This is a genomic window from Paenibacillus harenae DSM 16969 (genome assembly GCF_000422465.1).
Lineage (GTDB): Bacteria > Bacillota > Bacilli > Paenibacillales > Paenibacillaceae > Pristimantibacillus > Pristimantibacillus harenae.
This window is the reverse complement of sequence record NZ_AULV01000026.1, coordinates 14,589-28,392: the sequence shown is the minus strand read 5'-3', so window position 1 is coordinate 28,392 and position 13,804 is coordinate 14,589. Positions and strand designations below refer to the sequence as shown.

Below are 13,804 nucleotides of genomic sequence, written 5' to 3'. Positions count from 1 at the left end.
TTACTCATGGAAACTCATTCAACCAAGCAAGTCCGTGTGCTTTGCGCCCATGTCTTCGAACATATGGGGCATCCCGTAACCATACACGGATGGGTTCATAGCATTCGCCATCTCGGCCAGCTTGCCTTTATGCACGTGCGCGACCGGAGCGGAATTATACAATGCGTCCTCGAAGGGGAGCTCGCCGAAACACCGCTTAGCCTGGAATCGGTCGTCTCCGTAACCGGCACTGCTGAACATGCGCCTAAAGCGCCCGGTGGAATCGAGATCCGCACGGCGTCGGTCCGGTGCATCAGCGCCGCAGAGCGGCTGCCTTTTGAGATCAACAAAAAGACGATCAGCGCAAGGCTCGACACCGTGCTCGATCACCGGGTGCTGTCGCTCAGGCATCCGCAGTTGCACTCGACTTTTCGCATCCAGGCCTCCTTGGCGGGTGCATTCCGCGACTACTTGTGCCGGCGCGATTTCACCCAGATTTTCACGCCGAAAATCGTCGCCTCCGGCACCGAGGGGGGCTCCAACCTGTTCCCGGTGGACTATTTCGGCCGGCAAGCATATTTGGCTCAGTCGCCGCAATTTTACAAACAAATGATGGTAGGCGCCGGCTATGAACGGGTGTTCGAAATCGCCCCCGTTTACCGGGCCGAGGAGCACAATACGTCCCGCCATCTGAACGAGTACGTATCGCTCGACGTCGAAATGGGTTTTATCCGCTCGGAAGAAGAACTAATGGATTTGGAACAGGAAATGCTACAGTACATGCTGGAGAAAGTGGCCACCGAATGCGAAGCGGAACTGGCATTGCTGGGCATAGGCATCCAACTGCCGACCGATATCCCGCGAATTCCGGTTGGGGAAGCGCAGCGCATTTTGCTGCGAAAGTACGGCAAAACGTCTCCGAAGGGCGACCTCGACCCGGAGGGCGAACGGCTCATTTGCCAGTATGCGGCTGAAAACGGCAAGCCTGCTTTCGTGTTCATTACGCGTTACCCGCGCGAAATACGCCCGATGTACACGATGCCGGCTCCTGAAAACGGCGCGCTCACTGCTTCGTTCGATTTGATCTTTAACGGCCTCGAAATAACGACCGGCGGCCAGCGGATTCACGATTACGAGGAGTTGATCGCCTCGATACGCAGCCGGGGGCTGAACACGGACCATTTTGCCGGCTATCTCGACGTTTTCCGTTACGGCATGCCGCCGCACGGCGGGTTCGCGATCGGGCTCGAGCGCCTTACCTCGCGTTTGCTCGGTCAGCCGAACGTGCGTGAAGCTTCGGCGTTTCCGCGGGACCGGACGCGGCTTGCTCCTTAGAATGGAATGGCCGAACGGAAAGAATTCATAAGTGGTCTCACGAAAAAGAGGCTTGCCCCATAACGGCAAAGCCTCTTTTTCGTGAGCGTCAAATAGCCCCAAGCCGCGCCTAACCAAGCTAGGCACAACTAGCTGATGAAAGTTCAGCCGAGGTAGGGACCAAGCCCCTCGTAGCTAACAGGCAGACGTCAGAGAGATCTGGCGGCTGAAGCCCTCGAGGACTACGGAAAACGTAGCGGTAGATGTGACGATCAACTTTAGACGAGACGATTGCTATGCTGAAAGTAGGCACGTAGGTACCTGTAACATGTTAATACGAACTAATTGGGATAGTTTGATGAAAGTGTTATAGAAGGATTCGAACACATATTCGCAAAATCGCATTTTTGTACACAAGTCTATTTATCTAGCTAATATCTAAAAAACCGCCCTGAGTTGTTGACTGGACAAGAACATGTATCGTTGTAGGACAAGAACTTATATTGTTATCCCTTTTCGATTTGCTTCGAGTTGTTATAAAAAAATGATGAATCTGCCCGTTCAACAAAGACAGCCGATCGCACTGACCGGCTACCGCTGTGATTTTTTTAGTTATCATTCCATGTTGTCCATTGATGTAATGTTCAAAAATCTGCAGTTGACTACCTAAACCCGTGTAAGCTTATCCGGGTTTCTTACAACGTAAATTTTATCAAAATTTCCGCGTCGGCGTTGTAAATATATTGCGGCCACGGTCTCTTCCCCTGAACGAAGTACGATACCTGTCTCACCGTTCAGAGATACAAACTCGGAGTGAATACTTCCCTGAGACTTTAAGCCATGGAGCGCACCAGCAAGGATAAGGGCCACTTGCTCGCGTGTTTGTATCGGATGTGTAGCCGCGATTACTTTTCCACCCCCGTCGGTGACGAGCATGACGTCTTCGCTCAGCAAGGATAGCACATGATCGACGTTACCTTGCTCGAGGGATGTGAGGAATCGGCTAACCCATTCCAATTCGATCGCTTCGGCCGCGACCAGCTCTTCCTCGGAAATTCCCATCTTGCTTCTTGCCCGGCTCATCAGCATGCGGCAATTCGTCTCTCGCTTGCCGAGTAGTTCGGCGATGTCGGGATAATCGAATCCAAGCGCTTCACGAAGGACGAAAACCGCCCGCTCTGTCGGCGATAGCCGCTCGAGCAGTACGAGCATGCCGTAAGACAGCAGATCGCGGCGGACGACCGCTTCGAGCGTATCCGCCTCCGGCGTCCGAATCGGTTCGGGAAGCCAAGGACCGACGTACACTTCCCTCCTCCTGCGCGCAGACTTCTGCATATCGAGACAGCGATTGGTTACCATTTTGCACAAATAAGCCTTCGGTTCCTCCAGACGTTCGGGATGTACGACGCAGGCCTTAAAGAATACGTCCTGCACCACATCCTCCGCGTCTGCCGCAGAGCCTGTCAACTGATAAGCCAGCGTGAACAGCAGCGCTCTATATTGATCGTACAGTTCCTCCATTCGCCGTCTCACCTTTTCCTGTAAAAGTAATGCAAATTCTTGGTCTCTTTGTATCAATTGAAGCATGCAGGCGTTCCCAATTGCAATAGTTATAGTTTTCGGCACCTTTATGCAGCGATTATTGCCGAGAATTCCAGTAAGTCAATTGTTGATTGATTACGGTGGGATCACCTTTGTATATCTTTATAAGATCTATTTGTTCGCGAAACTTTACCGAAAAGCCTCGGAATGATCGATCGACCATTGTTTGAAGGTTCGAGGTGTCCGGCCGGTTACTTCTTCCACTGTAGGAAGCACCTTAGAGAATCTTTGACCTTGCTTAGACAGATCAAAAAGAGCGTCAACCATTTCCGCAGGCATATGTCGAAGTAAGTGTTCACGTGCGATATCGTCCGGAATCGATTCAAACCCGATATCTCGCCCCAATACTTCGCCAAGTATACGCACTTGTTGTCTACGAGTTAGCGATTCAGGTCCGGTTAACGTATAAATCTTCCCTTCATATCCGTCTGAGCTTAGAGCTTTCGCGGCAACGGCGGCAGTGTCCCGCGAATCGATGATTGGAATGCTGAGGTCGCCAAACGGTAACCGGACACCCCCCTCGGACCTGATCGAATCTTTCCATCGGAACGCATCGGTCATGAAGCCGTTGGGCCGCAGGAATGTCCAGGACGCGTCCGATTCCCGGACTGCCTGCTCGGCATTTAAGTGGAGTCGCGCAATGGCGTTTTCTACTCCAATTTCGACCGTTGCCGCTGAAAGCAGTACGATATGACGAACCCCGGACTGCCGGGCGATCCGAGGGAAGTTAAAGTCGGCGGTTAGCGGTAACATCCAAAATACTTTTTCCACACCGTCTAAAGCCGCGGGAAAAGTCTCAGGCTTCATGAGATCTCCTGCTACCCCCTCAACTCCTGCAGGAAAATTCGTCTTCTCCGGACTGCGGCTGAGCGCCCGTACCTTAAAACCGTCCTTATGCAGCAACCGTACTACTTCACGGCCTACCGAGCCTGTGGCACCCGTAACTAAGATCATATTTTTCTCATCCTTTGCTATTACTATTTTATGTCGTTTGAACACTATACCGCCAATGACGGCGGCATAGTGTTATGATTGTAGTGAATTTAGAATCCGGATGCTACTTTTGCTGCTTCAGCTAAGCCGGTTTCGATGATTTGCTGAGCACGATCTTGGAATTGATTGTGGCCTTCTACGATAACCGTTTCAATAGTTGTGATTCCCCAAAAACCTAGCATGCTTTTCACGTAGTTCACAGACATCTCCTTTTGAGCCAGCGGGCCTTCGGAGTAAACGCTACCTCTTGCGTTAAGAAGCACGACTTTCTTATCTCCTTGCGTCCCTACCGGACCTTGTGCCGAATAAGAGAAGGTTTTGCGCGGTTGGCTTAGATAGGACAGGTAGGTCAACAATTGAGCCGGAATCGTAAAATTCCAAAGAGGGAACGCGAATACGACTTTATCAGCTGCAAGAAATTGATCTGTGTAGCCATTAGCGATATTGGCTGCTTTTTGTTCCTCGGCCGTGAGTTCACCACCGTTGGCAAGCTTGATAATGCCCGAAAACATTTCGCCGTTGTAGTAAGGCAGCTCCACTTCGAAAAGGTCTAATTCCGTAATATTGTCGCTCGGATTTTTCGCCCGATACGCGCTTACGAAAGCGTCGTAGAGCTTTAAGCTGATGGATTGATCCCGATCGTTAGCTTTAACGAATAAAATATTTGCCATTTTAATTATTCCTCCTCTTTATTTAAAAGAAATTTTCTTGTTAATGTAATCATAATGATCACAGCAACACGGTAAGCCTTGAAAAGCTTCTTCCGAAAATGATTCATGTCAAATCGTTCATTGTTCCTCAACTCCCTTTATGTTTTGCACATATAACGATGTAAGGCTCTGATTTGTAACATCGGAATCAAAGCTCCGTTAAGCAACCTTGACGGTTATGACTGCAAGTACTTGTCTCCGTTCGGGTAACGATACAAGTTCTTGTCCTCGGATTTGGACAAGAACTTGTATCCTTTAAACAAAAAAACCGCGATTTACGCGGTTTCTTATGCATATATGATTTTGTCCTCTGACAGTTGTTGTCGGATGACAAGAACTTTTATGCTTAACCGTATACAAGAGCAAAGAAAACAGCCCGTGAAGCCATAGCCTCGCGAGCCGTCTTGGGTCACATGTTTCCCATTTGTAGAGATATTCTTACACCCGCTTTTTATACGCACTCATGGCAAAGATATATGCCACGCGGCCGTCAGGGGGCTAACCGTTGGGAGTCGTGGGTTGATGGCGTACGTACCAGGCGCGGGCTCGGTGTTAGTCTTCAATTGCCTGATAGACCATGGTCCAGAAGTCGTGGATAAGATGCGCTGGGTCCGGAGTAGACATCCCGACCTGGGTGAGCAGGATTCCGTTGAGCTGTTTGTCCGGGTCGGCGTACGCCGAGGTGCCGCTTCCGCCGTCCCAGCCGAACTGACCGATGGACGCGTAGTCGCCGCGATAGGTGCGCACCGCCATCCCGAAGCCCCAACCGCCGTGCTGCCCTTGGCCATGCGACAAATGAACGTTGTTTTTTGCCAAGTCGTCTCGGAAAGCTTGTTGCTCGGGCGTAAGGTGGTTGGTGGTCATCAACTGGACGGCGGGCCGGGACAGGATCCGTTCAGTCCCGTGCATTCCTTGGTTCAACAGCATCCGTAAAAACGCGTGATAATCGTCGACGGTCGAGAGCAGCCCACCGCCTCCTGCTTGGAACGCCGGAGGTTGGGTGTAGCGTCCGCCTGCCGCCTCGTCCCACACGTTGAACTCTCCGGTTTGCGGATCGGGGATGTAGGCGGGCGGCAACCGGTCAATCTTGTTGGCGAGCACGTGGAAGCCGGTGTCCTTCATCCCCAGCGGATCAAGGATACGCTCGCGTAAGAACGTCTCGAATGTTTGACCCGTGACCCTGGCAACGAGTACGCCAAGTACTTCGTTGCTGATGTGGTACTGCCACCGCTCTCCCGGCTGGTAGCTCAGTGGGAGTGTGCCCAGGCGGCGCATCCACTCATCCGGCTCGGGCATCTCCTGCCCTGGCGTGTCGAATAATCCATTCTCGAAGATCGCGTTCTGGATCGGGGAACCCATCAACGTCATATCCACTCCGAGCCCGAACGTGGAGGTCAACAGGTCTCGCACGGTGATCGGCCGCCGCGCCGGCACGGTTTCGTCCATCGGACCGTCGGGTCGCTTCAGCACCTGCCGGTTGGCGAGTTCTGGCAGCCATTTGTCTACTGGGTCGTCCAGATGCAGCTTGCACTCGTCAAGAAGGATCATCACCGGCGCGGCCCCGACCATTTTGGAAGTGGACGCCATCCGGAAGATCGTGTCCCGGCGCATCGGCGCGCCGCCATCATGGCGCATCGTGCCGATCGCTTCGACGTGCGTCTCGCCGTTCCGGCTGACCAGGGCAACGAGCCCAGGAATCTTCCCGGACTCGACATGCCGTGCCAGCACGTCGCGCATTCTGCGCAGACCTGTTTCGGAGAAGCCTCTGTTGCTTTGTTCCATCATCTTTTTCATTTCGTTTCCCTCGCTTTACTTTTTTATCAGTCCTATTGTTAACAAGCTCCCTTAAATGACTGTAACTTTTGACAAATTGGCTTCCATGCCTTTGAGCGCAGCAAATGTCAGTTTATCCATCGTCGCGCCGTCAAAGCAGATGGTTTTGATCAAGCGATAGTACTTCTTAGTCAAAGTAAACCCCGGGTGGAAAGAAACATTTTTTAATGTAGCGCCCTTGAACGAAGCGTTGCTTAATGCCGCTCGGCCAAACTTAACGCCGATAAACGTCTGTCCGTCGAAACGCTGCCCGCTCAGATCGGAGTACTTGAAGTCAACCCCGTCAAATAAACAGCCTTCAAATATCGTTGTTTTAAGATCGGTCGTCGTTAACGTGACGTCGGTCAGCCTTACGCCCGTGAATTGGGCTCCGTTAAGATTCGCGCTGCTGAAGTTGGTGCGCACAAGGATCGACTTGTTGAAGCTTGCATTCGACAGGTCAAGGGCGGATAGGCTGCAGTCCGTCAGATTCGCGCCGTCAAAATTGGCATCGCGTACGTCGCTGCTCTTAAACGTACTGCCGGTCAAATCTGCGTCCGAAAAATCGGAACCGTGCAGCGCGCTGCCGTTAAACTGTCCTTTACGGGCCGTAACGCCTGCTAAGTCGCTCTTCGCCAGGTTGCTTCCACTAAAGTTGGTCACCATTTGCCGTTCCAGCGAACGGGAGGTCATTGTCTGATTCATAACATTCACATCTCCTTATAATTAGTTTTCTAACAAGCGCTTTGAACCCGGACCACCTATTCATACCAACCGATGGTATGAATAGGTTTGAAAATATACTGCCTTTCGGCAGTTTAGTTTTCTTTGCTGACTTCTCTTGCTGACAAACGAAACAGTTCCTCGTATCGTTGAAACATTTGCTCATCGAACAGGTCAAGTCCCAGGCCTTTCAATATTTCATCGAAAAGCCTTACCTTGCGCAACATCATTTCGGGCGAAGCTTGGATGACCGCTGGGTTTAGCCAAACGTTAGTGAGAATCAACAACACTTCGCTAAGCTCCCTAGGATAGCCGGTACGGATCGAGCCATCTCGCATACCTTGTTCGATGATGGGCTGGATATAGACAGGTATGGCTTTTTCTATCATGTGCTCGATCTGGGCTACCAGCAGCTTTGGATTGCGCAAAAGGTTCGGTGCCGCCGATGCTATTTCGTTTTGGGCGGGATTGTCGAGAGAGACGCGGGAAATCTTGCGGAGCTTCTCCCGGCCGTTTAGCCCCTTGTCGTCCCGGATGCCGGACAGTATCTCGTCAACACCTTTGAACATATGGTCGGTAACGGCCTGCATGATCTCTTCCTTTGACTTGAAGTGATGGTAAATCGCCCCTTTTGTCAGCCCGCCCAGTTCATTAATGATATCCTGAATGGAGGTCTGCTCGTATCCTTTTTGTATGAACAGGTTCAGAGCCACGGTTAGGATTTGGTTGATTGTTTCTTCCGGATATTTATTTCTTGCCATTCGCTCTCTCCTTTCATACATTCGGTTGGTATGTAACAAATATATCCTATCGACCTTATGATGTCAATCCTCCCAAAAAAAAATTTTGTATTGGGGGGCTTTGTATCACGATTGCTTTCGGCGTGGTTGTTAGCGACAACGGCGTCTGCATCAATATTTTGTAACTGTCAACAATCTCACATGTGTCTTAGCATACGCATATCAACATATATTGTAAAACGTTCCCCTGTGGTATAAAGTTCCATTTATGTAAATGGAAACGGAAATTCACTATCTTGTCCTACTGATTTGATCAATAACAGAACGATAATCTATGCTATAATTGCTGATAGAGGGATAAGGAAATTAATAACCAAGTATTCTGAGCTCGCCGGTCTTGAACGCAATATTTCACCACATAAATTCAGACATTACCTTCTAGCCTGGCTTAAACGTCAAGGGATTGACAATGCACTGATTCAACCATATAGCGGCCACGAAAGCCGAAAATCCTTAGAGATACATTCACGTCTCGCGATAACAGTTGCTCAGGAAGCATATGACGATGTCATAACACGATTCCCAGTATAAAAGGACTAGTTCTTGGAAGTTCAAGCTTTAGAATCACTTCCAAAAAAGAAACAGCGGTAGCCTAGGATGGAAAAAATTCCTAGACTTCCGCTGTTTCCTTAAAGAGATGCTTAGAATCGGCAAACTCTTTTCACCTTCATTTTAACAATACCCATTGCCGTCCCGGTCAGTTGATACACCATTGATCAGCTAGTCCTTTTCCAGAATAGATTCTCTGAGGCTCTTAGGAAGATTTTTGCCAACCAAATCGTAAGAGTGGTCAATCATTACAAAGACATCTGACTCTGGCAAGGAACCATCGATCGTAATTGTATTCCAGTGCTTTTTGTTCATGTGATACCCTGGTCGAACGGTCTCATGTTGCTCTCTCAAGTTTTCCGCAATCACCGGGTCACATTTTAAGTTTATGAGAAAATTATCCCCTTTATCCTCAAAAATAAGCGCGAACATTTTACCTGCAATTTTGATCACCAACGGATCGGGTCCAAAGGGATAATCTTTAGTCGCACCTTTCTTCTTTAAACAGTATTCGATGATATTTTTCTTCAAATCAGCATCTCTCCTTCGCCGACGACAACAAACTTCTTATGGCTTGTATTTCATTATTATAACTTGAATGTATCCCGATCATTACTGCCCGTTAGATACTTTTTTCATCCAACAGTATGTTCTATAAATCACTCGCAGGCAACACCATCGCTTATCAAGACCTAAAATTGAAAAATCCGTTTACATATTACACATAACTAATATGTAAACCCCATATTGTTGAACTATCCTGTAGCGTTTGCTGAATTATTTTTGCTTTATATGAATCGTCAATTCAATAGGATCTAATAAGATCTCCCGCATCTATTACGGTCGGGTCAAAGGAGAAGCGGAGGAAGTATTGGCCGCGGTCGGTTTCGATCAGTACCACGTGTTCCGCCCTTCACTCCTTCTGGGAAAGCGAAAAGAATTTCGGATCAAGGAAAAAGCGGGAATACTCCTCTTCCCGTTTCTTTCCCTGTTCATGGTCGGTCCTCTGCGCAAATACAAGCCGATTGGAGCAGGCCAAGTTGCCTACGCGATGTATCGGATCGCCGTGAGCAAGCAAGTTAGGCCCTACGCGATCTGGGAGTCTGATCAAATCGCAAATATTCAGTGACTATTCAGGTACCCTGCTCTTGGGCACATCAATTCGATTATGGGGACGTGGGTGGAAGGTACGGCTGTCTCTGTCTTTTATCGCGGCGGAATTTGGATAAATATATTGGCATTGGCCTCCACTGAATATTTAGCCAAAATCTTGCGGATTCCCCTGTCTGTGTACTTTTTCTTCCATGAGGACTCAAACATATAGGCCGCTTGCTTCTTTTTCATCGTATCTGCGTGCATGGCCAGTAGCTCTTTGAAACTCTGAGGAAATGGAACAATGCGGTCTTTACTACTATAACGGCAAGTTTTAGGGCCATCCTTTGAGGGTGGCCCTTTGCTATGGCAGCACGTTACGTCAGGTGCATAAAAATGGTCTCCATTGCTCCCCAAGGTGCTTCTTTCTCATCTATCTTCACGAAACCATATTTTTCGTACAAATTAACATGGTCACTGACAAGGTATACCTTATCAAAACCCAGTTCCTTTGCGTATGTCAAGGCAGATAAAATCAACTTTTCGCTTAATCGCTTGCCTCTGTACTGCTCTTCCACAAACACGAACCCTATATAAGGTGTATAGGCAATATCAGGTATGCAGTCGGTTTTTGCTACAGTGCAATAACCAGCAATGTGATCACCATCAAGTGCTGCAAAAACTCTTTCCCAGTCTGAAAAATGGCATTCTTTCATTTGTTTCGCTAAAGTGGACCCAGCTTTCCATGAGCAATTCTGCGCATACTCAGCAACGACTTGCCACAACTTATCGCTATAAATAAGCGATTCTATTTGCATAGATACTCCCTTTCTTAAAGGCGATCACCCGCTAGATGGACCTTTGTTTTTTATTATACTAATTGCTCTCCGTTATCAAAACAAGTGTCAACTCTCCTGCCCGATACCTCAACAGGCTGCCATTGATGCTAGCAGCATGTTGCCCTGAATCTCCGTCTCCGTTGGAATCAACTAAACTTCTTACGCTCCCGATCCAACCGTTCGCGCAACGTCTTCAGACTTTCGGCCACAGTTTGGTGAGCTGTGTCGATAACGATGTGTTCACGGTCCCAAATATCGTACTGTCTGTTCCTAACCTGCTCCCATGTAGGTAAAGCAAAGCCGGGAATATCGGCTACACGCGTTTCGATTCGATGCCTATGTTCACGATCGTCTGAGCAGATTACTTCGATTTCCACAAACGGAGTTCCAAGAGATTCCGCTACGTTGCGCCAATCTTGGCGCGTTATTTCGATGGGATTGACCGTATCTGCTATCACATCGAGTCCCAGCCGGAGATTCTGCGATGCAATCGCATAACACACGATGTAACCCGCGGGTCCATCTGCCCACGTCCCAGCAACCCGCATAGCTTGTTCCACGATATCGACCCGGAGATACGTAGCCTGAAACTCTCTAGCCAAAGCCGATGATAACGTGGACTTCCCGGTGCCTGGCAACCCGCTAAATATATAGAGCATAAAATTCGCCTCCTTCACAACCAAGCCGCATATATTAGGCGGCCCGCCGTAATAAATGCAGAAAAAGTGATGGATCGATTCTATCGCTGAGCTCTTGTATCCGTTAGCAATGTCTGACTCTTTAAAAACTGACTTCCTTTATCAGTAATCAATATATTTTTTTCTCCATCATACTGAATATATCCATCTCTTAATAGGGAAGTTCTTGCGTTAATAATTCGATTTTTATATGTATATTGTCTTCCGCACTTAACCATTTCTTTCATATCTTCCTCCGATAGCCCAAACAAAATAACTAAATTATTTATTATTCCATCTATAGTGTAGAGTTCTCGATCATTTAGTATCTGAAGGAACGGAAGTACGAAGTCCCTATAAGGGGGGATGCTAGACAATTTAGTTCCTCATTTCACTTAATGCCATCGATAGTCTAAAACTTTATCACTCGCAGGCTACACCATCGCTTATCAAGACCTAATTTTAAGAAAATCAAATGAACTAAGGGGTTTCACATATTATGCATGGCTAATATGTGAAACCCTTTATGTTTAACTATCGTGTCCCTTATAGCTGAGAAAAGGATGCCATGTGGCAACCCTCGTTATTGAACTATTGTTTTCGTTAGCTCAATAGTCGACTGCATCTCTATCAAGGCGCTAATTCAGCTACCGTTGCTCGACAATGCGGTATGTTAACCTATTTGAAATTATAAAACTATCCTACTTTTTCCGTATTTTTCTTACTACTATGACACAAAGCGCATACAGTAAAAAAGTAAAAATAGCTCCAACTAGATAAATAGTCCACGTGAGATGGAAAATTACAAAGTAACTGTCTTGATACTGAAAATCCTCAGACGGCTTCGTAATAATATACCCGACTATCAGGAAAACAAGGTAAGGGGCTGATAAGCTAAGCATAACCCCAAATAAAGTCTGATTTTTTGTAAGCTTCATGTCAATTACATCCTATCTGTTTAAACTAGTACATCATGCCTGCCCCCGATTACTCAATTAGGCTGCTGTTTCCTACCGGCAGCCTGTTGTCATTGCACAATCGTACCCATTAGCACAACGAAGCCACCTTGATATCATTTAATCTTGTATGCAACCCGAGTTAATCTTTGATGTTCTCTCGCCTTTAGTTGGATATTTCTTATCGAGAATGGATTCTATTTTATCCATATAAGAATTCGCTTTTGAAACTTGCTTATCATGCTTGTTTTTATCTATTTCTTGGTTTACCCATACTGAAATAATTGTAATTTCCTTTGTCTTATACGCACTTGTGGTTATCCATTTACTTCCCTCAAAAGTACCCGATATCACCCCAACAACGGTATGTCCATCTGCTTCGGGATTAGGTATCTGCCAACCATTGTCAGACCAGATTTCTGTAATTTCTTCAAATGGAATCTCGTTCTGATATTTCACCTCTACGATCGCCCCGTTATATGGGCACCCTTCACTGACTACATCTTCGGATCCCTCTGACCCACCTTCGTTGCTATTAGCGGTGCAAGCCGTGAACAGTGATAGCAAGATTAGCACAAAAATCAATCTTATTCTCATAAATCCAACCCCTTACTATTGTCCGTAATATACGGGAATGGCGGGTATCCGAACTCAATACCAAGTTATTTTTCAAAATTTACGCTTCCGAATCTATGAGACCGATGAATTCCCGGATCGGCTGTCGTCTATATAAACGAAGGCATAAATGAACACAAACTAATTTGACGAAGAGGTGTTTTGAAAATGGCATTAACGTCCGCATTCACGAGCTTCAACCTGCCTGTAAAAAACGTAGAACAATCGAAAGCGTTCTTCACCGGACTCGGATTCGAGCTCAACCCGCAATTCCCCGAGAACGAGAATTCGGTAGCCATCATGATCGGCGACAACCTGCAGGTCATGCTGATCAATCAAGCATTCTTTAATACGCTCACGGAGAAGGAATCCGTCGATACGAGCAAGTATGCGCAGATGACGACCGCATTGGCCTTCGAGAGCCGGGAAAAGGTCGATGAAATCGTGAATACCGCGGTCTCCTTGGGCGGGAAATTGCACGCTGAACCTGAAGATCATGGGTCCATGTATCATTGGGGCTTCGTGGACTTGGACGGCCATCTGTGGGCCATTAACTACATGAACATGGATGCGGCACAAGGTTAAGGCTAACAGAGAGCACGCTCGTACTAGGGTTCAAAAAGAAAGACGCCGGGCATCTTCCCCGGCGTCTTCTTCGCGATGATTAGTTTTGTTCGGTATAGGCTTTGAAATTGTCCATGATCGCTTGCCAGCCTGCTTGCTGGAACTCGACGGGATTGGAGCTTTCCGCGTCGAACGTTTCAATGACCTTCGTCTCATTCCCTTGATCGACGAAAGCAATATCCACTCTTCTTCCGTCTTCCATGGTGTAGCCGATCGCCTCATGCCGATTCACGACATCGTAGACGCCGCCAAAATCAAAGCCCATGCTGCCATCCTTCGCTTCCATCCGTGTCAGAAACTTGCCGCCGACCCGCAGATCGTTTTCGGCTCTCGGCGCATGCCAGTCCTCGGACGCTTGATTCCACTTCGTGATGTGATCCGGCTCGGTCCAATAGCGCCATACCTTCTCGACAGGCGCTTGAATGACGGCTTGCACGGTTACTTTCGTCGGTTGACTCGTTTCCATTTTAAATAGACACCTCTCTCATGATATTCGTCGTTTGGTTATTCTCAATGATA

General features: G+C 47.9%; 16 protein-coding genes. 4 read left to right on the top strand and 12 right to left on the bottom strand.

From position 1 onward, the window contains the following. The first annotated feature begins 6 nt into the window (after positions 1–6). The gene (aspS, locus tag H581_RS0109490; protein ID WP_028609805.1) at positions 7–1,314 is read left to right on the top strand and encodes an aspartate--tRNA(Asn) ligase; all 1,308 of its coding nucleotides are present in this window, start codon (positions 7–9) and stop codon (positions 1,312–1,314) included. Positions 1,315–1,959: 645 nt separating this feature from the next. On the opposite strand, the gene sigJ is transcribed toward aspS, so the two are convergent. The 6 genes from sigJ to H581_RS0109455 all read right to left on the bottom strand — a co-directional run bounded on the left by sigJ (position 1,960) and on the right by H581_RS0109455 (position 7,894). Beyond that, positions 1,960–2,814, bottom strand: coding sequence for an RNA polymerase sigma factor SigJ (gene sigJ / locus H581_RS0109485; RefSeq protein ID WP_028609804.1), 855 nt, complete (start codon positions 2,812–2,814; stop codon positions 1,960–1,962). 210 nt (positions 2,815–3,024) lie between these two features. Further along, positions 3,025–3,849 carry an NAD(P)H-binding protein gene (locus H581_RS0109480; protein WP_028609803.1) on the bottom strand — a complete coding sequence of 275 codons (825 nt, stop codon included), beginning with the start codon at positions 3,847–3,849 and terminating at the stop codon, positions 3,025–3,027. An 89-nt stretch (positions 3,850–3,938) separates the two neighbouring features. Further along, the gene (locus H581_RS0109475; RefSeq protein ID WP_028609802.1) at positions 3,939–4,559 is read right to left on the bottom strand and encodes an FMN-dependent NADH-azoreductase; all 621 of its coding nucleotides are present in this window, start codon (positions 4,557–4,559) and stop codon (positions 3,939–3,941) included. Positions 4,560–5,150: 591 nt separating this feature from the next. Continuing rightward, a complete protein-coding gene (locus H581_RS0109465; protein ID WP_028609801.1) occupies positions 5,151–6,380 on the bottom strand; it encodes a serine hydrolase domain-containing protein in 1,230 nt (409 codons plus the stop codon). 63 nt (positions 6,381–6,443) lie between these two features. Then, positions 6,444–7,115 (bottom strand): pentapeptide repeat-containing protein, encoded by a 672-nt coding sequence (locus H581_RS33520; RefSeq protein WP_084134521.1) that lies wholly within the window; start codon positions 7,113–7,115, stop codon positions 6,444–6,446. Between the two features lie 113 nt (positions 7,116–7,228). Then, on the bottom strand, positions 7,229–7,894 hold the full coding sequence (locus H581_RS0109455; protein ID WP_028609800.1) for a TetR/AcrR family transcriptional regulator: 666 nt from the start codon (positions 7,892–7,894) through the stop codon (positions 7,229–7,231). A 288-nt stretch (positions 7,895–8,182) separates the two neighbouring features. Here H581_RS0109455 and H581_RS37030 point away from each other — a divergent pair, with 288 nt between their 5' ends. Then, positions 8,183–8,464: a tyrosine-type recombinase/integrase gene (locus H581_RS37030; protein WP_245599989.1), complete on the top strand. Its 282-nt coding sequence runs from the start codon at positions 8,183–8,185 to the stop codon at positions 8,462–8,464. 189 nt (positions 8,465–8,653) lie between these two features. On the opposite strand, the gene H581_RS0109450 is transcribed toward H581_RS37030, so the two are convergent. Continuing rightward, entirely contained in the window at positions 8,654–9,013 is a 360-nt protein-coding gene (locus H581_RS0109450) for an MmcQ/YjbR family DNA-binding protein (protein WP_028609799.1), read from the bottom strand. Positions 9,014–9,353: 340 nt separating this feature from the next. Here H581_RS0109450 and H581_RS33515 point away from each other — a divergent pair, with 340 nt between their 5' ends. Further along, positions 9,354–9,611, top strand: a complete 258-nt coding sequence (locus H581_RS33515; RefSeq protein ID WP_051250611.1) for a Rossmann-fold NAD(P)-binding domain-containing protein — start codon at positions 9,354–9,356, stop codon at positions 9,609–9,611. A gap of 340 nt (positions 9,612–9,951) precedes the next feature. On the opposite strand, the gene H581_RS0109435 is transcribed toward H581_RS33515, so the two are convergent. The 4 genes from H581_RS0109435 to H581_RS0109415 all read right to left on the bottom strand — a co-directional run bounded on the left by H581_RS0109435 (position 9,952) and on the right by H581_RS0109415 (position 12,643). Continuing rightward, complete coding sequence (locus tag H581_RS0109435; RefSeq protein WP_028609798.1) at positions 9,952–10,392, bottom strand: GNAT family N-acetyltransferase; 441 nt, start codon at positions 10,390–10,392, stop codon at positions 9,952–9,954. Between the two features lie 167 nt (positions 10,393–10,559). Next, the gene (locus tag H581_RS0109430; RefSeq protein ID WP_028609797.1) at positions 10,560–11,072 is read right to left on the bottom strand and encodes a P-loop nucleotide/nucleoside kinase family protein; all 513 of its coding nucleotides are present in this window, start codon (positions 11,070–11,072) and stop codon (positions 10,560–10,562) included. 80 nt (positions 11,073–11,152) lie between these two features. Further along, positions 11,153–11,467: a winged helix-turn-helix domain-containing protein gene (locus H581_RS0109425; protein ID WP_028609796.1), complete on the bottom strand. Its 315-nt coding sequence runs from the start codon at positions 11,465–11,467 to the stop codon at positions 11,153–11,155. Positions 11,468–12,166: 699 nt separating this feature from the next. After that, a complete protein-coding gene (locus tag H581_RS0109415; RefSeq protein WP_028609794.1) occupies positions 12,167–12,643 on the bottom strand; it encodes a hypothetical protein in 477 nt (158 codons plus the stop codon). A gap of 186 nt (positions 12,644–12,829) precedes the next feature. Between H581_RS0109415 and H581_RS0109410 the strand changes: the two genes are divergently transcribed. Beyond that, complete coding sequence (locus H581_RS0109410) at positions 12,830–13,246, top strand: VOC family protein (protein WP_028609793.1); 417 nt, start codon at positions 12,830–12,832, stop codon at positions 13,244–13,246. 79 nt (positions 13,247–13,325) lie between these two features. Here the strand turns inward: H581_RS0109410 and H581_RS0109405 are convergent, their stop codons facing one another. Continuing rightward, a complete protein-coding gene (locus H581_RS0109405; RefSeq protein ID WP_028548475.1) occupies positions 13,326–13,751 on the bottom strand; it encodes an SRPBCC family protein in 426 nt (141 codons plus the stop codon). Between the last annotated feature and the right edge of the window lie 53 nt (positions 13,752–13,804).

Bases quoted from the DNA above. Each gene is read 5' to 3' on its own strand.
- H581_RS0109435 (WP_028609798.1), bottom strand. From the start codon at position 10,392: ATGCAAATAGAATCGCTTATTTATAGCGATAAGTTGTGGCAAGTCGTT.
- H581_RS0109480 (WP_028609803.1), bottom strand. From the start codon at position 3,849: ATGATCTTAGTTACGGGTGCCACAGGCTCGGTAGGCCGTGAAGTAGTA.
- H581_RS0109455 (WP_028609800.1), bottom strand. From the start codon at position 7,894: ATGGCAAGAAATAAATATCCGGAAGAAACAATCAACCAAATCCTAACC.
- H581_RS0109465 (WP_028609801.1), bottom strand. From the start codon at position 6,380: ATGGAACAAAGCAACAGAGGCTTCTCCGAAACAGGTCTGCGCAGAATG.
- H581_RS33520 (WP_084134521.1), bottom strand. From the start codon at position 7,115: ATGAATCAGACAATGACCTCCCGTTCGCTGGAACGGCAAATGGTGACC.
- H581_RS0109405 (WP_028548475.1), bottom strand. From the start codon at position 13,751: ATGGAAACGAGTCAACCGACGAAAGTAACCGTGCAAGCCGTCATTCAA.
- H581_RS0109415 (WP_028609794.1), bottom strand. From the start codon at position 12,643: ATGAGAATAAGATTGATTTTTGTGCTAATCTTGCTATCACTGTTCACG.
- H581_RS0109410 (WP_028609793.1), top strand. From the start codon at position 12,830: ATGGCATTAACGTCCGCATTCACGAGCTTCAACCTGCCTGTAAAAAAC.
- sigJ (WP_028609804.1), bottom strand. From the start codon at position 2,814: ATGGAGGAACTGTACGATCAATATAGAGCGCTGCTGTTCACGCTGGCT.
- H581_RS0109430 (WP_028609797.1), bottom strand. From the start codon at position 11,072: ATGCTCTATATATTTAGCGGGTTGCCAGGCACCGGGAAGTCCACGTTA.
- aspS (WP_028609805.1), top strand. From the start codon at position 7: ATGGAAACTCATTCAACCAAGCAAGTCCGTGTGCTTTGCGCCCATGTC.
- H581_RS0109475 (WP_028609802.1), bottom strand. From the start codon at position 4,559: ATGGCAAATATTTTATTCGTTAAAGCTAACGATCGGGATCAATCCATC.